At 63.8% G+C, this 22,101-nt stretch carries 21 protein-coding genes, 1 tRNA gene and 2 pseudogenes; 12 read left to right on the top strand and 12 right to left on the bottom strand.

All coding sequences use genetic code 11. The features are described from left to right. Positions 1-74 precede the first annotated feature (74 nt). The 5 genes and pseudogenes from AB0O87_RS08665 to AB0O87_RS08645 form a co-directional block, all read left to right on the top strand. Entirely contained in the window at positions 75-1,013 is a 939-nt protein-coding gene (locus tag AB0O87_RS08665; RefSeq protein ID WP_363514192.1) for a YHYH protein, read from the top strand. Next, positions 1,010-1,618: a DUF305 domain-containing protein gene (locus AB0O87_RS08660; protein WP_363514189.1), complete on the top strand. Its 609-nt coding sequence runs from the start codon at positions 1,010-1,012 to the stop codon at positions 1,616-1,618. Before AB0O87_RS08665 ends, AB0O87_RS08660 begins: the two co-directional genes overlap by 4 nt. Positions 1,619-1,695: 77 nt before the next feature. Further along, the gene (gene cysK / locus AB0O87_RS08655; RefSeq protein ID WP_363514186.1) at positions 1,696-2,634 is read left to right on the top strand and encodes a cysteine synthase A; all 939 of its coding nucleotides are present in this window, start codon (positions 1,696-1,698) and stop codon (positions 2,632-2,634) included. An 8-nt stretch (positions 2,635-2,642) separates the two neighbouring features. Further along, entirely contained in the window at positions 2,643-3,215 is a 573-nt protein-coding gene (gene epsC / locus AB0O87_RS08650) for a serine O-acetyltransferase EpsC (protein ID WP_363514183.1), read from the top strand. A gap of 2 nt (positions 3,216-3,217) precedes the next feature. Continuing rightward, positions 3,218-3,364: pseudogene (locus AB0O87_RS08645) on the top strand (hypothetical protein); the annotation flags it as partial. Between the two features lie 285 nt (positions 3,365-3,649). Here AB0O87_RS08645 and prfA read toward each other — a convergent pair. The 5 genes from prfA to lysA all read right to left on the bottom strand — a co-directional run bounded on the left by prfA (position 3,650) and on the right by lysA (position 10,716). Next, a complete protein-coding gene (prfA, locus tag AB0O87_RS08640) occupies positions 3,650-4,729 on the bottom strand; it encodes a peptide chain release factor 1 (RefSeq protein WP_363514180.1) in 1,080 nt (359 codons plus the stop codon). 13 nt (positions 4,730-4,742) lie between these two features. Further along, entirely contained in the window at positions 4,743-6,842 is a 2,100-nt protein-coding gene (gene rho / locus AB0O87_RS08635) for a transcription termination factor Rho (RefSeq protein ID WP_363514177.1), read from the bottom strand. Between the two features lie 165 nt (positions 6,843-7,007). Further along, positions 7,008-7,970 (bottom strand): homoserine kinase, encoded by a 963-nt coding sequence (gene thrB, locus AB0O87_RS08630; RefSeq protein ID WP_363514175.1) that lies wholly within the window; start codon positions 7,968-7,970, stop codon positions 7,008-7,010. Positions 7,971-7,972: 2 nt separating this feature from the next. Next, on the bottom strand, positions 7,973-9,277 hold the full coding sequence (locus AB0O87_RS08625; RefSeq protein WP_363514172.1) for a homoserine dehydrogenase: 1,305 nt from the start codon (positions 9,275-9,277) through the stop codon (positions 7,973-7,975). Positions 9,278-9,297: 20 nt separating this feature from the next. After that, entirely contained in the window at positions 9,298-10,716 is a 1,419-nt protein-coding gene (gene lysA, locus AB0O87_RS08620) for a diaminopimelate decarboxylase (protein ID WP_363514169.1), read from the bottom strand. A 147-nt stretch (positions 10,717-10,863) separates the two neighbouring features. On the opposite strand from lysA, the gene AB0O87_RS08615 reads away from it, so the two are divergent. Continuing rightward, positions 10,864-11,907, top strand: a complete 1,044-nt coding sequence (locus AB0O87_RS08615) for a YihY/virulence factor BrkB family protein (RefSeq protein WP_363514166.1) — start codon at positions 10,864-10,866, stop codon at positions 11,905-11,907. A 12-nt stretch (positions 11,908-11,919) separates the two neighbouring features. On the opposite strand, the gene AB0O87_RS08610 is transcribed toward AB0O87_RS08615, so the two are convergent. Both AB0O87_RS08610 and argS read right to left on the bottom strand, forming a co-directional pair. Further along, positions 11,920-12,771 carry a DUF2993 domain-containing protein gene (locus tag AB0O87_RS08610; protein WP_363514164.1) on the bottom strand — a complete coding sequence of 284 codons (852 nt, stop codon included), beginning with the start codon at positions 12,769-12,771 and terminating at the stop codon, positions 11,920-11,922. A 40-nt stretch (positions 12,772-12,811) separates the two neighbouring features. Next, a complete protein-coding gene (gene argS / locus AB0O87_RS08605) occupies positions 12,812-14,476 on the bottom strand; it encodes an arginine--tRNA ligase (RefSeq protein WP_363514161.1) in 1,665 nt (554 codons plus the stop codon). A gap of 92 nt (positions 14,477-14,568) precedes the next feature. Here argS and AB0O87_RS08600 point away from each other — a divergent pair, with 92 nt between their 5' ends. After that, positions 14,569-15,384 carry an SGNH/GDSL hydrolase family protein gene (locus tag AB0O87_RS08600; protein WP_363514158.1) on the top strand — a complete coding sequence of 272 codons (816 nt, stop codon included), beginning with the start codon at positions 14,569-14,571 and terminating at the stop codon, positions 15,382-15,384. Positions 15,385-15,400: 16 nt separating this feature from the next. Then, positions 15,401-15,473, top strand: a tRNA-Arg gene (locus AB0O87_RS08595). A 421-nt stretch (positions 15,474-15,894) separates the two neighbouring features. On the opposite strand, the pseudogene AB0O87_RS08590 reads toward AB0O87_RS08595, so the two are convergent. After that, positions 15,895-15,978, bottom strand: a pseudogene (locus AB0O87_RS08590) (hypothetical protein); the annotation flags it as partial. A gap of 342 nt (positions 15,979-16,320) precedes the next feature. Here AB0O87_RS08590 and AB0O87_RS08585 point away from each other — a divergent pair. Genes AB0O87_RS08585 through AB0O87_RS08575 form a run of 3 tightly spaced genes read left to right on the top strand, consistent with a single transcriptional unit; the run spans position 16,321 to position 18,849 of the window. Then, positions 16,321-17,886, top strand: a complete 1,566-nt coding sequence (locus tag AB0O87_RS08585) for a molybdopterin-dependent oxidoreductase (protein WP_363514155.1) — start codon at positions 16,321-16,323, stop codon at positions 17,884-17,886. Positions 17,887-17,932: 46 nt separating this feature from the next. Further along, on the top strand, positions 17,933-18,421 hold the full coding sequence (locus AB0O87_RS08580) for a MogA/MoaB family molybdenum cofactor biosynthesis protein (protein ID WP_363514152.1): 489 nt from the start codon (positions 17,933-17,935) through the stop codon (positions 18,419-18,421). Further along, a complete protein-coding gene (locus AB0O87_RS08575; protein WP_363514149.1) occupies positions 18,418-18,849 on the top strand; it encodes a molybdenum cofactor biosynthesis protein MoaE in 432 nt (143 codons plus the stop codon). Before AB0O87_RS08580 ends, AB0O87_RS08575 begins: the two co-directional genes overlap by 4 nt. Positions 18,850-18,866: 17 nt before the next feature. On the opposite strand, the gene AB0O87_RS08570 is transcribed toward AB0O87_RS08575, so the two are convergent. Genes AB0O87_RS08570 through AB0O87_RS08555 form a run of 4 tightly spaced genes read right to left on the bottom strand, consistent with a single transcriptional unit; the run spans position 18,867 to position 21,623 of the window. Further along, on the bottom strand, positions 18,867-19,100 hold the full coding sequence (locus tag AB0O87_RS08570; protein ID WP_363514146.1) for a MoaD/ThiS family protein: 234 nt from the start codon (positions 19,098-19,100) through the stop codon (positions 18,867-18,869). Next, positions 19,097-19,609, bottom strand: a complete 513-nt coding sequence (gene moaC / locus AB0O87_RS08565; RefSeq protein WP_363514143.1) for a cyclic pyranopterin monophosphate synthase MoaC — start codon at positions 19,607-19,609, stop codon at positions 19,097-19,099. The genes AB0O87_RS08570 and moaC overlap by 4 nt, the downstream gene beginning before the upstream one ends. Next, positions 19,606-20,853 (bottom strand): gephyrin-like molybdotransferase Glp, encoded by a 1,248-nt coding sequence (gene glp, locus AB0O87_RS08560; RefSeq protein WP_363514140.1) that lies wholly within the window; start codon positions 20,851-20,853, stop codon positions 19,606-19,608. Before glp ends, moaC begins: the two co-directional genes overlap by 4 nt. After that, entirely contained in the window at positions 20,850-21,623 is a 774-nt protein-coding gene (locus AB0O87_RS08555; protein ID WP_363514137.1) for a HesA/MoeB/ThiF family protein, read from the bottom strand. Before AB0O87_RS08555 ends, glp begins: the two co-directional genes overlap by 4 nt. A gap of 85 nt (positions 21,624-21,708) precedes the next feature. On the opposite strand from AB0O87_RS08555, the gene AB0O87_RS08550 reads away from it, so the two are divergent. Then, the gene (locus AB0O87_RS08550) at positions 21,709-22,101 is read left to right on the top strand and encodes a TOBE domain-containing protein (protein ID WP_363514134.1); all 393 of its coding nucleotides are present in this window, start codon (positions 21,709-21,711) and stop codon (positions 22,099-22,101) included.

The raw sequence follows: 22,101 nt of genomic DNA, 5'->3' as shown, positions 1-22,101 counted from the left end.
TGCCTCATCACGCTCATCGATTCTTGATAGAAACGCGCAATACCGTTCTACTGACCGCTCGGAAAGGACTCCACGTGACTGCCACAACCTCCATCCCTCGACGGATGGCGTACCTCGGTGCCTTCAGCGCCCTTCTGCTGGTATTGGCCGGGTGCACAGCCTCCACAACCGCCGAACCTTCAGCGACTCCAACGGAGACAGCAACAGCGGAGGCCGAAGTGGAAACCGCCGCCGAGCTCGGCAACACGACAGGTGATTGCGAAGCAACAGCCGCCTCGTTTCGGGAAGTGACCTCCGCGAACCCCGATCTTGCAGATCCCACGCTCTCGGCCACGTGCGTCGACGACTCCATCGTCGTGACAAGCAACTCGATTCCGGACTATGTGTACATTGCCACTACTCCCGGCTCGCCGAACGTGATCGAGCAGACATATACGCTTCCTGCAACCCCCACCCCGGCAGAAGACCCCTCCCCGGATGACGTCCCCCGGCTCGGACCAATCGGCGTCGCGGTAAACGGTCTTCCGCTCTACGGTCCCACCGAAGGCACCGGCGGTGACGTGCTCTCCCTGCAAGGCGCACTGTCGGAGTGTGGCAGCCACGCCAGCCAGCTGGCCTTCCACATGCATATCTTCGGATCCGCCGAGGGCGTGGACTGTCTCTACTCGGCGGAAGAAGTCGCCTCAGGCGACCCGGTCCTTGTGGGATGGGCCGCCGACGGTTACCCGATCATGTCTGGGCTGGTGTGCGCTGATGGCGACTGCGCCGAGATGACCCAGCTCACCAGCAGTTGGCAGCTGACCGACGAGAGCCTCTTTGCCACCGACACATGGGCAGCACACTCGTACGTAGAAGGATCAGGCGACCTCGACGAATGCAACGGACGAGTCGATGCCGACGGTCAATACCGTTACTACACGACGACAACGTTCCCCTACTTCGTCGGTTGCTTCGCTGGCGAGGTCTCGGACGACGCCCTGCCCAGCCTCGGCGGAGGAGGACCGGGAGCATGAGCGGGAACGCCCCGCGCACAGCAAGTCGGCGACGCTTTCTCCTCGGCTCAGCTGTCGCCATCGCCAGCGTCGGGCTGACCGCCTGCACCGCGACGGACTCGACCAGCGCTTCCGGCGTCCCCAACGAGGTCGATATCGGCTTCTGCACCGATATGGCCTTCCACCACGAGCAGGCGCTGGCGATGTGCCAGCGGGTGCTCGGCACTGACACGGGCGGCCCCGTACAGAATGCGGCGGCCGAGCTTCTGCAAAACCAGTCATACGAGCGTGGGCTCATGCACGCGTGGCTGGCTGGATGGGGGGAAAGCACCGCTCCCCCGGAAGAAGTCATGGGATGGATGGGTATGTCGATGCCTGCCGCCTCTATGCCGGGGCTTGCCACCGATCAGCAGATGCTGCGTCTGGCAGAGCTGACAGGCATCGACAAGGGTCGAGAGTTCCTCGAGCTCATGCGCACCCACCACGTCGGCGGCATCCATATGGCGGAGTCTGCTGCGGGGGATGCGAGCGTTGCCAAGGTCGCATCGCTTGCCCGACAGATGTCGGCACAGCAGACGTACGAGATCGAGATGTACGACACGATGCTCGCCACCACCTATGCCTGACACCCGTCACAAAGGGCCGACGTGCTCCCAGCGCCCGTAGGCTTGATATGCCGTAGCCCCCGCACAGGAAGGCCCCCATGCCTGGTATTCACTCCGACATCACCACCGCGTTCGGAAACACTCCGCTCGTCCGCCTCAACCGTGTGACCGAGGGGCTCGACGCCACCGTCCTCGCGAAGCTCGAGTACTACAACCCCGCTTCCAGCGTGAAAGACCGCATCGGAATCGCCATGATCAATGCGGCTGAAGAAGCAGGAGCCCTTGAACCTGGCGGCACGATCGTGGAGTCCACCAGTGGAAACACTGGCATCGCACTCGCAATGGTGGGCGCCGCGCGCGGCTACCGAGTGATTCTCACCATGCCAGCCTCCATGTCTAAGGAGCGCCGGATTCTGTTGAAGGCGTTCGGTGCGGAGATCGTCCTGACCGACCCCACCAAGGGCATGAGCGGTGCAATCGATGAGACAAAGCGCATCGTCGATGAGACACCGGGAGCGGTCTGGATTCGTCAGTTTGAGAACGCGGCAAACCCGCAGATTCACCGGGAAACGACAGCGAAGGAGATCCTTCGTGACACCGACGGTGCGGTCGACATCTTTATCGCCGGGGTAGGTACCGGCGGCACCGTCACAGGCACAGGTCAAGCACTCAAGGCGGCGAAGCCCAGCGTGCAGGTGATCGCGGTAGAGCCGAAGGACTCCCCCGTCCTCACCGAAGGCCACCCCGGCCCGCATAAGATCCAGGGCATCGGGCCGAACTTTGTTCCAGGCGTGCTCGACCGCGAAGTTCTCGACGAGGTGCTTACCGCCGAGTTCGATGAGTCTCTGCGTATGGCTCGCGACCTCGCGGCGAAAGAGGGCCTGTTGGTCGGCATGTCTGCCGGCGCTGCTGTTGCCCAGGCGTTGAAAGTCGCCGCGCGCCCAGAGAATGCCGGCAAGACGATTGTCGTCGTGATTCCCGACACCGGTGAGCGCTATCTCTCCACCGCGCTGTTCGAGGATCTGCGCGAAGACTGAGTGAGCCAATGGGCATGATCGAACGAATGCGCGAAGACATAGCGGCCGCACGCCTGCGGGATCCGGCAGCTCGGAGCGCGATCGAGGTCGCCCTGCTTTACCCCGGCCTGCACGCCATTTGGGTGCATCGCGTTTCGCACGTTTTGTGGCGCCGTCGTCTACGCCTTCCCGCACGGGCAGGTTCGCAGATCGCACGGTGGCTGACCGGGATTGAAATCCATCCTGGCGCGACGATCGGGCGACGCTTCTTCATCGACCACGGCATGGGTGTGGTCATCGGCGAGACCACCGAGATTGGTGACGATGTGATGCTTTATCACGGCGTCACCCTCGGTGGCCGCACGCGAACCGCAGGTAAGCGCCATCCAACTCTTGGCGACGGTGTGGCTGTGGGCGCGGGGGCGAAGGTGCTCGGCCCGATATCCGTCGGTGCAGGTTCCGTGATCGGGGCAAATGCCGTCGTCACCCGAGATGCTCCTGCCGACAGCATTCTGGTAGGCGTGCCAGCGAAACCGCGTCAGCGCACAGAAGGTGAAGACTCCAGAGCGGTTCTGACCGCTCCGGACAACTACGTCATTTAGCTACGTGCAGCCTTCGCCGCTGTGACTTTCTTGCGCACGAAGAGCATCGGAAGAAGCACGCTCCCGAGAGCGGCAATCAGCCAGACGATGACCGAACCGAGCAGCCACGCTGTCAGGTCGGTAATGCGCAGGCCACCGATCGGCAGTAAGACGACGATGATGAGCGAGATCAGCGTCGAGACGATCCCGATCCCTCCCATCAGCACTGGCACATACCGGGTGGCCATCTTCGCCACCCACGGCGACAGCACACTCTGGATGATCGCGAAGATCAAGGTGCAGATGAGGAAGCCCCACCACTCGCTCCACTGAATCTGAAAACCGTCGAGCAGAAGGTCAGCAGCAATGAGACCGAGACCGGCGGAGATGACGTACATCAGGCCGCGAAAAAGGAAAGAGATCACGGGCTGAGCCTAACGTCCGTTGTGCCGTGCTCAGGAATCCGAGCCGACGGCGGCGAGCCGCGCCTCTTCATCGGTACTGACAGCACTCTCGATGAGAGCATCGAGAGCACCATCCATCACCTGGTCAAGGTTGTATGCCTTGAAGCCGGTGCGGTGATCTGCGATGCGGTTCTCCGGGAAGTTATAGGTACGGATGCGCTCAGAACGGTCCATGCCGCGAATCTGCGACTTTCGGGCGTCTGATGCCGCCGCATCGAGCTCTTCCTGTTGCCTGGCCAGCAGTCGAGCGCGCAAAACTCGCATACCCGCTTCGCGGTTTTGCAGCTGAGACTTCTCGTTCTGCATAGAGACGACGATGCCGGTCGGCACGTGCGTGATTCGCACGGCAGAGTCCGTGGTGTTCACGGACTGTCCACCAGGACCAGAAGAACGGAAAACATCAATCTTCAGGTCGTTTTGGTCGATCTGAATCTCTTCCGGCTCATCGACCTCGGGAAAGACAAGCACACCAGTGGTCGACGTGTGAATGCGGCCTTGCGACTCCGTCGCCGGAACGCGCTGCACGCGGTGCACGCCGCCCTCATATTTCAGATGCGCCCAGACGCCCTGTGCAGGATCGGTCGAGGATCCTTTGATCGCCACCTGGACGTCTTTGTAGCCGCCAAGATCGGACTCATTGCGCTCGAGGAGCTCCGTCTTCCATCCCTTTGACGCTGCGTACTGGATGTACATGCGCAACAGGTCGGCAGCGAACAACGCCGATTCTGCGCCGCCCTCCCCCGCCTTGATCTCCATGATCACGTCGCGGGCATCGTCAGGATCGCGAGGAATCAACAGGCGCCGCAGTCGTTCCTGCGTCGTCTCGACCTCTTCTTCCATTGCCGGGATCTCGGCAGCGATGGACTCGTCTTCACGAGCAAACTCGCGAGCGGTCTCTAGATCGTCTGTCGCAGCGACCCATGCATCGTACGCAGCGACAATCCGCGACAGCTCGGCATAACGTCGGTTCACGCGCTTAGCGCGGGCAGCATCGGCGTGCACCGCCGGGTCGGAGAGTTCCTCCTGCACCCGGCGATGCTCGTCGATCAGAGTCTGGACGGACTCAAACACGGGTCAGTGCCGCTCAGCGAATGTTGTTGTCGTGTCCGTGCGCACCCGAGGGGAGCGTCGGAATCGACTTCTGCATCTGGACGAGGAACTCAACGTTGGAGTTGGTCTCCTTGAGCTTTCCGAGAACGACCTCGAGAGCCTGCTGCTGGTCGAGACCAGCGAGAGCGCGGCGGAGCTTCCAGGTGATCTTGACCTCGTCGGCCGAGAGCAGCATCTCTTCGCGGCGCGTGCTGGACGCATTCACGTCGACGGCCGGGAAGATGCGCTTGTCAGCGAGGGCCCGCGAGAGGCGCAGTTCGCTGTTTCCGGTGCCCTTGAACTCTTCGAAGATGACCTCGTCCATCTTCGATCCGGTCTCGACCAAAGCCGTGGCCAGGATCGTGAGCGATCCACCGTTTTCGATGTTGCGCGCTGCGCCGAAGAAACGCTTCGGCGGGTACAGCGCCGAAGCATCAACGCCACCGCTGAGTACGCGGCCCGACGCCGGTGCAGCCAAGTTGTATGCACGGCCGAGACGCGTGATGGAGTCAAGCAAAACCACCACGTCGCGTCCGAGCTCGACAAGACGCTTCGCGCGCTCGATCGCCAGCTCTGCAACAGTGGTGTGGTCTTCTGCCGGGCGGTCAAAGGTCGAGGCAATAACCTCGCCCTTGACGGTGCGCTCCATGTCGGTGACCTCTTCTGGCCGCTCGTCAACGAGCACCACCATCAGGTGCGCTTCTGGGTTGTTCTGCGCGATTGCGTTCGCAATCTGCTGCAGAACGATTGTCTTTCCGGCCTTGGGCGGTGCGACGATGAGTCCGCGCTGGCCCTTGCCGATCGGAGCGACCAGGTCGATGATGCGCTGAGTCAGCTTCTCGGGAGCGGTCTCCATGCGCAGGCGCTCCTGCGGGTAAAGCGGGGTGAGCGCACCGAACTCGACGCGAGTCGCTGCGTCATCGACGGAGAGACCGTTGACCGAGTCGACCTTGACCAGAGCGTTGTACTTCTGGCGGCCCTGCTGCTCGCCCTCGCGGGGCTGCTTGATCGAACCCACAACGGCGTCGCCCTTGCGGAGGTTGTACTTCTTGACCTGACCGAGGGAGACATACACATCGCTCGGACCCGCGAGGTAGCCAGTCGTACGAACGAAGGCGTAGTTGTCGAGAACATCAAGGATGCCCGCGATGGGGATGAGAACGTCGTCTTCACCGATCTCGGTATCGAACTCATCTGTCGGCGCACCGTTGCGGCGCTTGTTGCGCTGACGGTTGCGGTTGTTGCCGCCTGACTGCTCGTCATCCGCTGCGGGCTGCGACTGCTGATCCTGGGACCCGTTGTTCTGACCGCGGCCACGGTTGCGGCTGCGGTTGCGGTTGCGGCCTCGGCCGCCCTGCTCTTCGTTGCCACCCTCAGAGGAGTCGCCGTCGTTGTTCTGTGCGTTCTCCGCCGGAGCATTGTCCGAGGAGGACTCTGATGCGGAAGACTGCGCGTCGGCGGCAGGCTTCTGAGCGTTGCGACGGCCACGGCCGGTCGATTTCGGAGCCTGCTCGGCAGGAGCCTCTGCTGCAGTGTCGGCAGCAGGCGCTTCGGACGCGCCGGACTCCGCAGCCGGGGCCTCGGCATCTGCCTTCTTCGCGCGGCTGCGACGAGGCGCCTTAGCCTTGGGAGCTGATTCGGACTTCTCACCGGCGTCGTTGTTGCTACCGGCGTTGTTGCTGGCGTCGTTTTTGCTGGCGTTCTTGTCGCCAGTGTTCTGTTCTGCTCCGGCTGACGCCTCGGCAGGTGCCGACTGGGCTGTCTCAGCCTTGGCCGCTTCGCGCTTGGCCGCTGCAGACTTGGCGGCGGATGAACGTGCCGAAGACTTTGCCGTCGACTTCGCCGGTGCAGACTTCGCCGGTGCTGCCTCGGCGGGTGCAGCCTCTGTGGGTGCTGAAGCGGACGCCGCAGAGTCGGACTTCTGTGCCTGAGCGGCCTCGGCCTTCTCCGCCTTCGCTGCTGCGGTGGCGGTGCTGGCACGACGCGGTGCGCGCTTGCGCGGCGGTGCTGTCTCTGTCTTGGCGTCTGTGGTAGCCGCAGGCGCTTCGTTGGCCGGAGCAGACTGATCGTTCTGGGTCTCGGAGAGGTTCTCCACGAGTACTCCCTTATATGTCATGGGGAATGAGCGTTGAACGCACACAACGGGTGCTGCGCGCGATCGCACGGGCCGACGCTCGGCGCCAGCCAGCCTTGGCACTTGTGCCTCAGGGGTTTTGCGTGCGGGTCTTGCAAGAGTTGCAATGGGGCCAGATTCACGTAGTTACGTGGAGCCCTCCGCTCGAGTCCCCACTGTACCACCACGCACGTCGACCGCGAGCAGGAGCGCTTCCCACGGGGTGTCGGTGACGCGGTCTGCCAATTCCACAGCCTCTTGTCTGCTGCCTGGTCCGTCTGCGAGCACCAACACGCTGGGGCCTGCGCCCGAAACGACAGCTGCAAAACCTGCCGCACGCAGCGTCTGCACAAGTCGCTGGGTCTCTGGCATCGCGCCAGCACGGTAGTCCTGGTGGAGCCTGTCGGCAGTCGCATCCAACAGAAGCTCTGGGCTCTGCATCAGCGCGGCGATCAGCAAAGCAGAACGAGAAACGTTGAACACCGCATCGGCCGTCGATACCTGCGGCGGTTGCAGAGAGCGAGCTTGAGATGTCGACATCGTGTAGGCGGGGACCAGAACCAGCGGCGAGACACCGCGATGCACCAAGAGCTTCTTGTGCTGGGGGCCGCGCTCCGACATCCACGCGATCGTCAGACCACCAAACAGTGCGGGCGCCACGTTGTCAGGGTGGCCTTCGAGTTCGGTGGCAAGCCGAAGAAGATCTGTGTCGCTGAGTTCTACATCGCCTTCGAGCAGTCCCTTGGCCGCGAGAACTCCGGCGGCAACGGCTGCACCAGACGAGCCGAGACCGCGTCCGTGTGGCACACCATTCTCGGCAAAGATTCGCAGCCCAGGCGCTGGACGCCCGGCGTCAGCGAAGACATACGCAATCGTGCGAACGATCAGGTTCGACTCATCGCGAGGAATCTCGCTCGCTCCGGAGCCATGAACTTCGATTTCGAGCTCGCCCGCTGGGAGCGCCGTGACCTGGAGGGTGTCATAGATGCTGAGCGCGAGCCCCAGAGTGTCAAACCCAGGACCCAGGTTTGCGCTGGTAGCCGGAACGCGCACCTCGACGGTACGACCGTCGCGCGATGCGCCCCCGATGGGGACGACAGCTGCCGCCATTGTCACTCGCCTTCCACCCGAAGCACCGAGACAACCCGCTCAACGACGGAGCTGTCGGCAAGCTCATCGACCGTGGCGCTGAGTGACTGCTCGGTGGCGCGGTGGGTGCCGATGATCAGTCGCGCCGTTGGCTCGTCTTCCCCCTCGACGGTCTGTACGACCGTGGCGACCGATACGCCGCCTTCGCTGAGGATCCCTGCGACCGTCGCAAGCACGCCGGGGGCGTCGGCTACTTCGAGCGTGACCTGGTAGCGCGTGGTGACGTGGCCAATCGGCACGACAGGCAGGTTCGCCCTGGTGGACTCCCCCACGCCAACGCCGCCGGCGATATGACGACGAGCAGCAGAGACGACATCGCCGAGCACGGCAGATGCCGTCTGTACGCCACCGGCGCCTGCACCATAGAACATCAGTGATCCGGCAGCTTCTGCCTCCACGAACACCGCGTTGTTGGCACCGTGAACGGCGGCGAGAGGGTGCGAGTTCGGGACAAGCGCCGGGTAGACCCTGACCGAAATCGACTCGGCCCCATTGGCCTCGATACGCTCGCACACCGCGAGCAGCTTGATGACGAAGTTTGCAGCGCGAGCCTCTTCAATCATGGCTGCGGTGATGGAGGTGATGCCCTCGCGGTACACGGCATCGAGCGGCACGGCGGTGTGGAACGCGAGGCTCGCGAGAATCGCGGCCTTTTGCGCAGCGTCGTAGCCTTCAACGTCTGCCGTCGGGTCTGCTTCGGCGTACCCCAGACGCTGCGCGTCTGCGAGCACATCGGCGAAGTCTGCGCCCTCCGTGTCCATCCGGTCAAGAATGTAGTTTGTGGTGCCGTTCACGATGCCCATGATGCGCACGACGCGGTCACCTGCCAACGAGTCGCGCAGTGGACGAATGATCGGGATGGCGCCTGCTGCTGCCGCTTCGTAGTAGACGGAAGCGCCTACCCGGTCTGCTGCTTCGAACAGTTCCGGCCCGTGCGTAGCCAACAGCGCCTTGTTGGCGGTGACGACGTCTGCGCCCGAACCGATCGCTTGCAGGATGCTTGTGCGTGCGGGCTCGATGCCGCCGATGAGTTCGATGACGATATCGGCGCCCAGAATCAGCGACTCAGCGTCGGTTGTGAAAAGTTCTTTGGGAAGCTCAACATCGCGCTCTGCGTCTACGTCGCGCACAGCAATTCCCGCAAGCTCCAGCTCGGCGCCCGCGCGGTCAGCCAGCTCGTCGCCGTGGCGCAGCAGAAGAGCCGCCACTTGCGAGCCCACGGATCCGGCACCTAGCAGGGCCACACGAAGTCGTCGGTAGTCAGTCATGGTTACTCCTTCGGAGGTGGTCATTGGTGTCGCGCGGAGCCGCTCGCTCCGTCGATGCCCGCGTCGCGAGCTAACAAGTCGTCGATCGTCTCGCCGTGGACGATGACCGTCGAATTCCCCTTGCGCACCGCGACCACGGGGGGTCGAGGCACATGGTTGTAGTTGCTGGCCAGCGACACACAGTACGCGCCAGTAGCTGGCACTGCGAGCAAGTCGCCAGGGGCGAGGTCGTTAGGCAGGTACTCGTGGTCAACGACGATGTCGCCTGACTCGCAGTGTTTGCCGACCACTCTGCTCAGCTGGGGGGCACCGGTTCCCGCCCGCGATGCGAGCCTGGCCGAGTACTGAGCGCCATAGAGGGCTGGGCGCGCGTTGTCGCTCATTCCCCCGTCTACGCTGACGTAACGTCGGTCCTGGCCGGACTCCACAGTGACGTCTTTGGTGGTACCCACTTCGTAAATCGTCACGCCGGCGGTGCCAATGATCGCCCTGCCTGGTTCGAACGAAAGCGCTGGCACCGAGATGCCTCGCGCTGCGCAGCCCTCTGCAACCGCCGCGACGATCCCCGCCGCAAGCTCATCAATTGGCGTCGGATCGTCGACACGCGTGTAGGCGATCCCGAAACCGCCACCGAGGTTGAGCTGCGGAACTGCTCCGCCTTCGAGAAGTGTGGTGTGGAGATCGAGCACGCGCGACGCCGACTCCCTAAAACCCGCAACTCCGAAGATTTGAGAGCCAATGTGACAGTGCAAGCCCGCGAATTCGAGGCCAGGAAGCTCACGAATACGCGCGACCGCCGTCTCGGCTTCCGCGAACGGGAACCCAAATTTTTGGTCCTCATGCGCTGTGGCCAGAAAGTCGTGAGTCTCGGCGTGAACACCGCTGATCACCCGGACCAGCACCCGCTGACGCACGTCGAGCCGCGCAGTGATGGCCGCGAGTCGCTCGATTTCAATCGCGCTGTCGACAATGATCGTGCCGACGCCGACCTCGACCGCACGTTCCAGTTCAACGACCGACTTGTTGTTGCCGTGAAAACCGATGGTCCCTGGCGCGACGCCAGCGGCGAGGGCAACCGCAAGCTCTCCCCCTGTGCACACATCGACCCTGAGTCCCTCGTCTACGACCCAGCGCGCCACCGTTGTGCACAGGAAAGCCTTGCCGGCGTAGTAGACCTGCGCCGTGGTGTTGTGCTCTGCCGCAGCTCGCTCGAATGCTGTGCGGAAACGGCGGGCACGGCCGCGCGCCTCATCTTCATCCAGCACGAGAAGCGGTGTTCCATACGTCTGTGCAAGCGCGGTAGCGCTGACGCCGGCGACATCCAGCACACCGTCGGCGTTACGTCGCGCAGAACTTGGCCATACGCCGTCGGCGAGGTCGTTGGGGTCGTCGGGGACGACGAGCCATTCCGGGACAAGCGAGTCGACAGCGGGAAGCACTAAACACCAATCGTGAGAGGGATCTCGGGAGGGGCTCGCACACCGAGGTTGACCCGATTCTATGGCACCGCCCCGCTCACCCTGGTGTTCGTGACGCGCGACGTCAACCCCCTGCAGGCGTCAATCTCGGCCTCATAGGGTAGTCATGTGGCAAAGACTGAGACAGAACCAGACTCCTCCGCAGATCCGGGGCTTGTAGCGCGCATCACCGGACCGGTGATCGCGTGGGCCCTCGCCCGCCGGCCAGTGCGTGCGGCGTTACTGTACGTCGAGCGCCGCGGCCCGATGCTCGCAGACAGCGTGACGTATCGCGCGCTGTTCAGCGTCTTTGCTGGCGTGCTCTTGGGGTTCTCTCTTGCGACGCTGTGGTTGGCCGGCAACCCCGCCGCGTGGCAAGCGATCGTCGATGCCGTGCAAGCCGCCGTGCCTGGTCTGATCGGCGAAGGAGGCGTGATCGAAACAGAGGCCCTGCAAGAACCCGCATCTCTGTCGATCGCTGGCATCATCTCTATTTTCGCCCTCGTGGGTTCCGCACTCGGTGCCATCGGATCACTGCGCACAGCGGTGCGTGTGCTCGCGGGGACACTTCACGACGACATCCTCTTTATCTGGGTGATTCTGCGGAACCTCGCACTCGCCGTCGGTATCGGGCTCGCCTTCGTCATCGCCGCTTTTCTCACCTTCGTCGGCCAGCTCGGTGTGGAGTGGATCACCGATCTACTCGGCCTGCCACCAGGATCAGCAGCAGTCAGCTGGTCAGTGCGCATACTGTCGATTCTCATCGTGTTCAGCCTCGACCTGGCCCTGATCGTCGGCGTCTTCCGGTTGCTTTCCGGCTTGCCTGCCGCACGACGTTCGGTGTGGTCTGGCGCCGCGATCGGAGCGCTCGGCTTACTCGCGTTGCAAGAGCTGTCTGGTCTGTTTATTGGCGGCGCAACCAACAACCCGCTTCTGGCCTCATTCGCATCGCTGCTGGCACTGCTGATCTGGCTGAACTTCTCGTCTCAAGTGATGCTGTACGCGTGCGCCTACATCGTGACAGCCGAAGAAGAAAGCCACGACCGCGTGCATGTGCGGTTCGCTGCAACCACCTTCACAGAGCGACGTCTGCAACGTGCAGAGGTCGACGTGCAGATTGCCACAGAGGAGCTCCGTACCGCTCAGAAAGCGGTAGCAGAGGAACGCGGCTAATACGACCTCAGATCAGCGCGAGCACACGCCTTTCGCCTGAAGCGTGGGGTCTGTGGCAATCGCGCCATCGACATCGATATCGATGACGGCCGAGCCGTCGACAATCTCGAGCCCTGCGAGGGTAACGCCCGCGGGGAGCTGATCAGCGATGCACACCTGTTGCGGCTGAGTGAGGCCTTCTCCCAGCGACCCGAAGACGGATCCGGCATCATCCAGGTCAATATCGATCCCGCCCACCGTCACGGCGACAGGGGTGAGTTCAAGCTCGCCCTCGACGGCCCCCGGTGTGAAGGTCAGCGACAGGGGAACGTCGGCACCGAAAACGCTGAACGACCCGCTCAGGGTGGCGTTGGGAGCCTCAAACGCCACCGAGTCGACGGGTAGCTCGGTCTCCGCGATGAGCGAGGTGAATTCGGCTTCGTCGATGCGGATGGTGCCAGACGCGCCGGCCAGGTCACCGCCGCCCACAGGCACCCCCGTAGCGGTGACATCGACGGCGCCCGTCACACCTTCCAACGACACAGAGTCGCTTGCGAGGTGAACGGTGTCGAGCGTGCCGCCAACCAACTGCGGGAGGAGGATGCCTTCGACGTCAACATCGAGTTGCTGGTCACTAGAGAGACCAAGCTCTTCGATCACCGTTGCGCGCACCATCCCTGGCACGACAGCGCGGGCAACAAGCTCACCGACGACAACGAGAGCTGCGAGCACGACAACCACGGCCAACAGAATCCACGGCCAGCGCTTGCGTGCGCGTTTCGGCTCTTCCGTCGCTTCCTGGGTGGCAGCAGCACCGGGAACAACGAGCGTCGGGTGCTCGCCGTTGGCGTCCGGATACGGCAGGGTGTGATTGTCGTCACTCATAGATGACATCCTGCCGTATCGAGATGAACGCGACGACGAACTACTTGCGTTCCGGCGCGCTGACACCCAACAGGTCGAGGCCGTTGCGGAAGACCTGACCCGCTGCGTCGTTGAGCCACAACCGGGTGCGGTGCACCGTTTCGATCGGGTCGTCGCCCTGCGGAATCACGCGGCAGTTGTCGTACCAACGGTGATACAGGCCCGCGAGCTCTTCGAGGTAACGCGCGACACGGTGCGGTTCGCGCACCTCAGCCGCGTAAGCCACCAGGCGAGGGAACTCCTGCAGCGCACCGAGCAGAGCGGCTTCTGACTCGTGGGTCAGTGTCTCCGGGGCGAACTCAGAGCGATCGACGCCGGAATCTGCCGCGTTCCTGGCCACATTGTGTGTGCGGGCGTGCGCGTACTGCACGTAGTGCACTGGGTTGTCGTTGGTGCGCTTCTGCAGCAGTTCAGGGTCAAGGTCAAGGGGCGAATCCGCAGGCGAACGCTCAAGCGAGTAGCGCAGTGCATCCGTTCCCAACCAGTCGAGCAGATCATCCATCTCGATGATGTTGCCCGCGCGCTTGCTGAGGCGAGCGCCGTTGATCGACACCATCTGGCCGATCAGCACCTCGACGTTCTTTTCCGGGTCTTCACCCGCTGCCCCCGCGACTGCCTTGAGGCGGTGCACGTAGCCGTGATGGTCTGCCCCGAGAAGGTAGATCTTGTTCTGGAATCCCCGGTCGCCCTTGTTCAGGTAGTACGCGGCGTCGGCAGCGAAGTAGGTGTACTCACCGTTGGAGCGACGGATGACGCGGTCTTTGTCGTCGCCGAAGTCAGTGGTGCGCACCCAGACGGCACCGCCGTCGTCAAAGACGTGGCCCTGCTCGCGCAGTCGATCAACGGCCTGGTCGATCAAGCTCGTGCCCGAGGCGTCTTTGGCATGCAGTGTGCGCTCGGAGTACCAGACGTCGAAAGGCACGTTGAAGCGCTCCAACGAATTCTTGATCTCGGCGAGCTGGAATTCGTACGCGAGGTCCAGCGCAACGACCAGCTGATCCTCTTCGGCGAGCTGCAGCAGATCGGGACGTGCCTCGAGCGCGCGCTCAGCGAGCGTTGCAATGTAGGCGCCCGGGTAGCCGCCCTCTGGTGTGGGCTCCCCCTTGGCAGCGGCAAGAACAGAAGCGGCAAAGCGGTCCATCTGTGCGCCGGCGTCGTTGATGTAGTACTCGCGGACCGCATGTGCACCGCTCGCAAGAAGCAATCGCACAATCGAGTCGCCCAGGGCCGCCCAGCGAGTGTGCGCGATGTGGAGCGGGCCGGTCGGGTTGGCTGAGACGAACTCGACGTTGACGCTCACACCCTTCTGCGAGGTGTTCGTGCCGTAGGCAGTGCCAGCGTCGACAATGACCTTGGCCAGCGCGCCAGCCGCAGCGGCGTCAAGGCGAATGTTGATGAACCCAGGGCCAGCCACTTCGGTGCTCGCGATGCCATCGACCTCAGCCAGCCCATCGGCAACCTGCTGCGCAAGCTCGCGCGGGTTGGTGCTGAACGGCTTCGCGAGCCGCATCGCGATGTTGGAGGACCAATCGCCGTGGTCGCGGTTGCGGGGGCGTTCCAGCACGATGTCGGAGGCCGCGAGCTGCAACGGCTCGCCAGGGCGCCGCTCTTCCGCAATGGGAGCGATGACGGCGAGAAGGGCTTCGGCGAGAGTTTCGGGGTTCATAGCCTTCCCAGTTTACGGTGACACGAAGCCCAGCCTGACGGAATGTCGCCTGCGGAATTCGTAATCGGCGTCGAGTGTTTTACCCTCGTGCCATGAGCGCCACCACCCACCGCCGTCGATTGAGCACCACCGGCATGATTCTCGCCGTGGTTGTCGCCATCGCCGCAGTGGTTCTTGGCATGTGGCGCCCGTGGGCCCCCTTGGACTCCGGCTCCCCTCTGGGCGCATCTGCAGAGGGGGACGGTGGCGCATCTACTGCCATTGCCCCTGCGCCTTTGGTTTTGCCGGAGAACCCGACCACCCTGGTCTTCGGCGACTCGTGGACCTACGGGTCTGCGGCGAACGTGCCGACACTCGGATACGCGTACGTGCTCGCCGATCTCATCGGCGGCGCGACGGTCGTCGATGGCGTCCGCGGCAGCGGCTACCTCAAACCAGGCATCGATGGACCCGGGTTCGGCGAACGCATCGCCGCGCTCGACGCCGCGCTTCTGCCTGACCTGGTCATCATCCAGGGCTCCATCAACGACAGAGCGCAGGGCGCTGCTGGCTATCGCGAAGCGGTGATCGCGGCGTGGGACGCATTGACAGCTATCTACCCTGAAGCGGCGATCGTGGTGCTCGGGCCGGCCCCCCATGAATTGCCAGTGGGCACAGAAACCGCACGGATCGATGTGGATCTTTCTGAACTCGCCGCGGCGAGGGGGTGGTGGTACATCTCCCCCATCGCTCAGAACTGGATCACCGAGCAGAATTACCTCGACGTGATCGACGTAGAAGAAGGACGCAAGCACCCCTCGACCGACGGCCACCGCTACCTTGCCGAGAAGCTCAGCGCCGCCCTCGAAGAGATTCGCACCGCACCCGTCACCGAGGCAGGCGGGTCAGAAACCACCCCCAGCGAGTGATATTGTCGATCAGTACGCCTTCGTAGCTCAGTGGATAGAGCGCCGGTTTCCGGTACCGTAGGTCGCAGGTTCGACTCCTGTCGAGGGCACACAAGGTTGTACGCGGAACGGGTGTGAACTCGTACGTGGAACCCGCGTGAACAAGAAAAGCCGTCTGATTTCAGGCGGCTTTTCTTGTTTCGTGCGCCGTGCGGATGCGGCCGCGCAGCCGAAGCTGCACATTGCGCGCTCCGTGAGCGAGGATCGGGAATCTCCGATGGGTGTTCTCGAAGTTTTCGGGGTATCCCTGGAGGCAGTGGCGGCGACGCGGGCCGACTGCGCGAACAGAAGGATGAGCGGCGCTGGGTCTCCGAGCCGGTAGGAGCCGAGGGCGAAGAAGTAGTCGTCGCGCCGCGCGAGCAGTCCGCTGGCAAGAGGGACGACCGCGTTTTTGATGATGCCGCGACGTCGGAGCACGGCGGAGACAAGCGCGCGGCCGATGCGGCCGTTGCCGTCGGTGAAAGCATGGATGGACTCGAACTGGGCGTGACCGATCGCGGCCTGGACGAGCGCGGGCACGTCATCGCGGTTGAGGTGGGCGAGTAGGTCGTCCATGAGCACGGCCGAGTGCCCCTCGGCATCGGTGTCGGTCTGCGGGACAGCGAGAAGCGCGCTCTCGGAGGCGAGCACTTCATCGAGCGAGGGCGCATAGGCGAGCTCGGCGATGAAGGGAGGGATGGTGGCGTCGACGCTGCGCATCATGCGGTCGTCTTTAGTACCACCGCGGAAAGTTATATGCGATTTTGTCGACTAACAGTCGCATCTAAGGCTATGAAATGCGACTACGGAGAGGCTGAGTCGCGTCTCGGTAGCTGCCGACCTGTGTGGGCACTTCCATCCAATTGGGCGTGCTCTCCGAACAACTTGCTGACCGTTGTCACCGATAGAGGAGTAGCCGTGGTTCAGCAAAGAAGTGGCACCGGGAAGCGTTTCATCGCCTGGGCTGCCCTATCGGGTTTGGTGGCTGGCGCCGTCTTCCTCGCCATCGCAGAGGTGTTCGCGCTGTTGTTCGCACGAGCAGCCAGCCCGATTCTCGCCATCGGTGGATTCGTGATCGATATCGTGCCGCAACCGTTTAAAGAGTTCGCGATCGCTACCTTCGGCGAGTACGACAAGATCGCACTGTTGGCAGGACTCGGGCTCGCGGTGGTTATCGCGTCAGCAATCGCGGGGGTCTTGGAGTTCGTGCGTCCACCGCTCGGAGTCATCGCCCTCGTTATCGCCGGAATACTCTCCACCGCTGCGATCGTGACGCGCGCCGGGGTCTTGCCCCTCGCATTCTTGCCTCCTGTGCTCGGAACTGTGGCGGGCTCCGCAATCTTGGTTTTCCTCTCACGGCGCCTGCGACGGTGGCGCGAGGCTGACTCCCCCACTGCAGAGACGGCATCAACCGGCATCGACCGCCGCAAATTCTTCGTGCTGGCCGCGGTCGCCGGAGCCTCAGCACTGGTCGTCGGGATCACGGCACGCACCGTGAGCATGGCCGTCTCGTCGGTCGAAGCCGTGCGAAGTGCCCTCAAACTCCCCGCCGCCCGCACAAAGGTGCAGGTTCCTTCCGGGGCAGAACTTGACGTGAAAGGCATCAGTCCGCTGTTCACCCCGAACGACGACTTTTATCGCGTAGACACGGCGCTGACCGTACCGACGATTGATCCTGATACGTGGCGCCTCGTGATCGACGGGATGGTCGATGAGCGGATCGAGCTGAGCTTCCAAGACCTGCTCGACATGGGGCTCGATGAGTACGCCATTACCCTCACCTGCGTCTCGAACGAGGTCGGAGGCGAGCTTGTCGGAAACGCGATGTGGCTCGGTGTGCCGCTGCGCGAAGTGCTCCGCAAAGCAGGACCAAAGTCCGGCGCCGACATGGTGCTTTCCCGCAGCGTCGATGGCTACACCGCCAGCACTCCCCTGTCTGCCCTGGTCGACGACAACCTCGACGCGATTCTCGCCGTCGGCATGAACGGCGAACCGCTTCCGCTTGAGCACGGCTTTCCGGTGCGCATGGTGGTGCCTGGTCTTTACGGCTACGTTTCTGCGACCAAGTGGCTCACCGAACTCAAGGTCACGACATTCGCTGACGACAAGGCCTATTGGACCCCTCGTGGCTACAGCGCCGAGGCACCCATCAAGTTCTCTTCGCGCCTGGACACGCCCAGCATCGGTGAGGCGGTTCCGGCCGGACGCATCCCGATTGCCGGCGTCGCGTGGGCACAATCGGTGGGCATCGAGCGGGTCGAGGTACGCATCGATGACGGCGAGTGGACACCAGCGACCATGTCGACCCCGATCAACGACGACACCTGGGTGCAGTGGTTCATGGAGTGGGATGCCACCCCCGGCACCCACTATGTTGCCGTGCGAGCGGTGAACAAGAATGGCGAACTACAGGTCGAAGAACGTGCTCCGATCGCGCCTGACGGTTCTTCTGGTTGGCAGCGCTCGCTGATCCGCATCACCTGATCCCCGACCGACCTTTGTGCCGCATCTCAGCGCCTATGGTGGACGAATGACCTCCCTCCTTGCCCGCGTAATCACCGTGTCAGACAGGTCGTTCACTGGTGAACGCGAAGACAGAGGAGGCCCACTCGCGGTCGGCCTGCTGCGTGAGGCCGGGTGGGAGTGTCCCGACGCCGAAGTGGTGGCAGATGGTGCCACCTCTGTTGCCGATGGGGTGCGGCGAGCCGTCGAACAGGGAGCCCGCCTGATCCTGACCACCGGAGGCACCGGAATCGGACCACGGGACGAAACGCCAGAGGGCACTCGCCTGGTCATCACGCGCGAACTCCCTGGCATCGCCGAAGAGTTGCGTCGCAGCGGCCTCGCCGACACTCCACTGTCGATCATTTCTCGAGGGCTCGCCGGCATTGTCGACCCGGCAGGAGCACTGGTCGTGAACCTGCCAGGATCACTGCGTGCTGTCACCGCCGGGGTGCCGGTCGTGCTGAGCGTTGCCGCGCACATCATCGATCAGCTCGAAGGCGGAGACCACTCATGAACGATGTACGACTCGCGGCCATCAGCGAGAATCCGCTCGATGTCGATGCGCACCTACGCGCAGTCGAAGACCCAGCGCACGGCGCAGTGACGACTTTCATCGGCCGTGTGCGTGACAACGACCATGACGCACACACTGCAGTGGTTGGCCTGGAATACAGCGCCCACCCCGATGCAGAGACGGCCCTGCGCCGCATCGCCCAAGAAGCAGGAGACGGTTCCACCTCAGCGGTGGTCGCGGTGAGTCACCGCATCGGACGGCTCGATGTCGGTGACGCCGCCGTCATCATTGCCGTGGCATCTGGGCACCGCGCCGAAGCGTTCGACGTGTGCCGCGAAGTGATCGAGGCGATCAAACGCGACCTCCCGATCTGGAAGCGTCAGATCGAATCAGACGGATCGACGGCCTGGAAAGGCATCGGCGGCTGAGCTGTCACACGCGAGGTTCATCCGCCAGCGAACGGCGGAAGCACGTCGATCAGTGTGGCGTTGTCCAACGAGCGATCATCGTCGGAGCGCACTCCGTCAACGAGCACAGCACACTGCGGCAAGATGCCAGCCAGGGTGGGGTGCTCGGCCACGACCGCTGCCCGAAGTTCGACGAGCGTTGCTTCACCGCGCTCTTCGGCGTCAACGCCTGCGGCTTCCGCCGCCGCTGCGAAGTACCGCACACGCGTCATGACCGCTCCTCCGCTGGGGCGTCGTCGCGCTCGATGGTCTCGCCTTCGCGGACCCAGTCTCCGGAGCGCCCACCGGATTTTGCGACAATGCGCACGCCCTCGATCACGACCGATCGGTCCAAGCCTTTGATCATGTCGACCACGGCGAGCGCGGTGACAGAGACGGCGGTGAGCGCCTCCATCTCGACTCCTGTGCGGTCGGCTGTCCCGATTGTTGCTTCGATGAAGACGCCGTCGTCACCAATTTCAAGTTCGACGCTCGCGCGGTGCACGCCGATCACGTGGGCGAGGGGAAGGAGGGTGGGGGTGGACTTTGCAGCCTGGATGCCGGCGATGCGGGCGACAGCGAGAACGTCGCCTTTCGGGGCGGTGCCGTCGCGCAATGCGGCGATGACTTCGGCGCTGCACCGCACGAAGCCGCGTGCGGTTGCCGACCGGACGGTGGGCTGTTTTGCGGTCACATCGACCATGTGCGCACGGCCGGCGGAATCGAGATGCGGGAAGCTCATTCGACCAGCATGACATCGATCGTGTCGCCTACGGCGACGTTATCGACCTCAGCCGGCACAACAGCGAAAGCTCTAGCACGGGCGAGGCCGCCTGCCAGATGCGAGCCCGATCCTCCGGCTGTCGCCGGACGCACGGTGCGGGCGGCAAGGTCGATGACGGCGGGGAGGTACTGTCGGCGTCCTGGCGGCGTGGTCCATGCGGTCTCCGCCTGCAGTTGCAGGCGAGGGCGGTGGATCAGAGAGCGGCCCTGGAGCGCCAGGAGCGCTGGACGGACAAAGACTTCGAAAGACACGGCGACGCTCACAGGGTTTCCCGGCAGCCCGAACACCAGGCATCCGGAGGGCAACACTCCAAATGCCTGCGGCTTTCCTGGTTGCATGGCGACGCCGGTGAATTCGACTTCGCCGCCACCGTCGAATGCGCCCCGTACCGGTTCGTAGGCACCGGCGCTGACTCCCCCGGTGAAGATGATGAGGTCAGCACCGCGCGCAACGGCTGCTGCGGTGATCTCGTGCACTGCGGCGGCGTCATCTTGCACGCGCGCGGTCAGCACCACATCGGCATCAGCGTCAGCCACCAGTTGCTCAAGCAGCGGTCCGTTGGAATCGGGAATTCGTCCCCGCGTGATCGGCTGGTCTGGGGCGAGGAGCTCGCTCCCTGTGGAGACGACAGCTACCCGCGGCTGACGGGTGACCGTGACCTCCGCTATCCCTGCGGCGACGGCGGCCGCGCGCTGAAACGCCCCCAGGCGCTCCCCTGCAGGGATCACTTCATCGCCTGCGCGGAGGTCGGCGCCTCTGCGGCGGATGTATGCGCCAACGCCCGCCGGGGCCTGTACGACGTGAATCTCCGTGAGCGAGTCGGCGAGACCGCCTGCGGTGTCTTCGAACGGCACGATGGCATCTGCGTCGGTGGGCACCGGTGATCCGGTCATGATGCGGGCGGCCTCCCCCGATGCCAGCGCAGGGTCGTCGCTCGTGCCAGCCGGAAGATCGGCGACAACATGCAACGCCACTGGCGCGTCTTCTGAGGCCACCGCGACGTCTGCGGCACGCACGGCGAAACCATCCATCGCAGAGTTGTCGAACAACGGAATGTCGTGAGCGGCCAGGGCGGGTGCCGCCAGCGTGCACCCGATGGCGGCGTGCACAGGGCGGGTCTCGGCGGGGAGCTGTCGCACCGCATCGAGTACGCGAGCACGTTGGTCTTCGACGGTTCTCAGCGCGCGTGCACGACGACTCATGCGTGTCTCCCTTGCGACGGACGAATCTCAATCTCGTACTGCCGCGCAGCGAGCGCGTCAATCATCGCCAGCCTACCCAGGAGTGGCTCGCCTGCACCGGTGATCAGCTTGATCACTTCTCCTGCAAGCACCCCGCCCACCTGCACGCAGAGCGCACCGAGCACACCGACTTGCGCGCAGCTGGGCGGCTCGCCTTCCGTGCCACGCGGAAACAGGTCGGCGAGCACCACTGGTTCTCGCTCTGGTGGGTTTGACCAGAAGACCGTTGCCTGTGCGTGCCACTCCTGTACTGCGCCCCAGACCAGCGGCACTGCCAGAGATTCTGTGGCGGCCGCCACATCGCGCCGGGTGGCGAAGGCATCACTGGTGTCGACCACGATGTCGGCTTTGTGTAACAACTCGTGCGCGTTCGCGGAACTGAGACGCTCTGCGACCTGGGTGACGACGCAGTCCGGTGCCAGATCAGTAATGGCGCGAGCAGCTGAACGTGTCTTCAGGGTTCCGATGTCGTGCACCCGGTGCGCGAGTTGCCGTTGCAGATTCGTCAGCTCCACCACATCATCGTCGATCACGGTGATCGCCCCTACGCCTGCCGCGGCGAGCGCGAGCAAAACCGGGGAGCCGAGTCCGCCTGCCCCGACAACGGCAACGTGGGCCGCGGCGAGGCGTCGCTGGCCTTCTTCGCCGATACCGGAGAGCACCGCATGTCTGGCGGTACGGATGAGCTCGGTGGGTTCCAGCGCGGGAACCGGAGCAACGAGAGGGCGCATGGTTTCAGGCTAGTGCGCCACACTCTCAACCGCAGATGCGGAGGAATCGGGCTCCTTTCATCCGCTGTAGCGGTAGCGTGGGGGGATGCAAATGTATCGAGTTGCGCGGGCCGCCGAGATGCTGGGCGTCAGTGACGACACGATCCGTCGGTGGATCGATCAGGGGCTGTTGCCTGCGACGTCCGCGGTCCCCACCGAGATTCCTGGCGATGCTCTGGCGGCCAGAGCTGTCGCCCTCGCGGCGGAGACGGCGGACTCCGACGATGCACTTTCGAGTGCGCGCAACCGCTTCGTCGGGATTGTGACGCGCGTGCAGATCGACGGACTCATGGCGCAGGTAGATATTCAGTGCGGCCCACACCGTGTGGTCTCGCTGCTCTCTGCCGAGGCCGCCCACGCATTGCAGCTGGAAGTCGGCTCGTTGGCCACCGCCTCTGTCAAAGCCACTCAGGTTGTCGTCGAAGTTCCGCGCGGCTGA

It is taken from the genome of Microbacterium sp. NPDC076768 (genome assembly GCF_040687205.1).
Classification (GTDB): Bacteria; Actinomycetota; Actinomycetes; order Actinomycetales; family Microbacteriaceae; genus Microbacterium.
Note: the sequence above shows the minus strand (reverse complement) of the source record. Positions and strands in the feature narration are given on the sequence as shown.

Bases quoted from the DNA above. Each gene is read 5' to 3' on its own strand.
- AB0O87_RS08660 (WP_363514189.1), top strand. From the start codon at position 1,010: ATGAGCGGGAACGCCCCGCGCACAGCAAGTCGGCGACGCTTTCTCCTC.
- cysK (WP_363514186.1), top strand. From the start codon at position 1,696: ATGCCTGGTATTCACTCCGACATCACCACCGCGTTCGGAAACACTCCG.
- epsC (WP_363514183.1), top strand. From the start codon at position 2,643: ATGGGCATGATCGAACGAATGCGCGAAGACATAGCGGCCGCACGCCTG.
- thrB (WP_363514175.1), bottom strand. From the start codon at position 7,970: ATGGCGGCAGCTGTCGTCCCCATCGGGGGCGCATCGCGCGACGGTCGT.
- AB0O87_RS08625 (WP_363514172.1), bottom strand. From the start codon at position 9,277: ATGACTGACTACCGACGACTTCGTGTGGCCCTGCTAGGTGCCGGATCC.
- AB0O87_RS08610 (WP_363514164.1), bottom strand. From the start codon at position 12,771: ATGAGTGACGACAATCACACCCTGCCGTATCCGGACGCCAACGGCGAG.
- argS (WP_363514161.1), bottom strand. From the start codon at position 14,476: ATGAACCCCGAAACTCTCGCCGAAGCCCTTCTCGCCGTCATCGCTCCC.
- AB0O87_RS08600 (WP_363514158.1), top strand. From the start codon at position 14,569: ATGAGCGCCACCACCCACCGCCGTCGATTGAGCACCACCGGCATGATT.
- AB0O87_RS08580 (WP_363514152.1), top strand. From the start codon at position 17,933: ATGACCTCCCTCCTTGCCCGCGTAATCACCGTGTCAGACAGGTCGTTC.
- AB0O87_RS08575 (WP_363514149.1), top strand. From the start codon at position 18,418: ATGAACGATGTACGACTCGCGGCCATCAGCGAGAATCCGCTCGATGTC.
- AB0O87_RS08570 (WP_363514146.1), bottom strand. From the start codon at position 19,100: ATGACGCGTGTGCGGTACTTCGCAGCGGCGGCGGAAGCCGCAGGCGTT.
- moaC (WP_363514143.1), bottom strand. From the start codon at position 19,609: ATGAGCTTCCCGCATCTCGATTCCGCCGGCCGTGCGCACATGGTCGAT.
- glp (WP_363514140.1), bottom strand. From the start codon at position 20,853: ATGAGTCGTCGTGCACGCGCGCTGAGAACCGTCGAAGACCAACGTGCT.
- AB0O87_RS08555 (WP_363514137.1), bottom strand. From the start codon at position 21,623: ATGCGCCCTCTCGTTGCTCCGGTTCCCGCGCTGGAACCCACCGAGCTC.
- AB0O87_RS08550 (WP_363514134.1), top strand. From the start codon at position 21,709: ATGCAAATGTATCGAGTTGCGCGGGCCGCCGAGATGCTGGGCGTCAGT.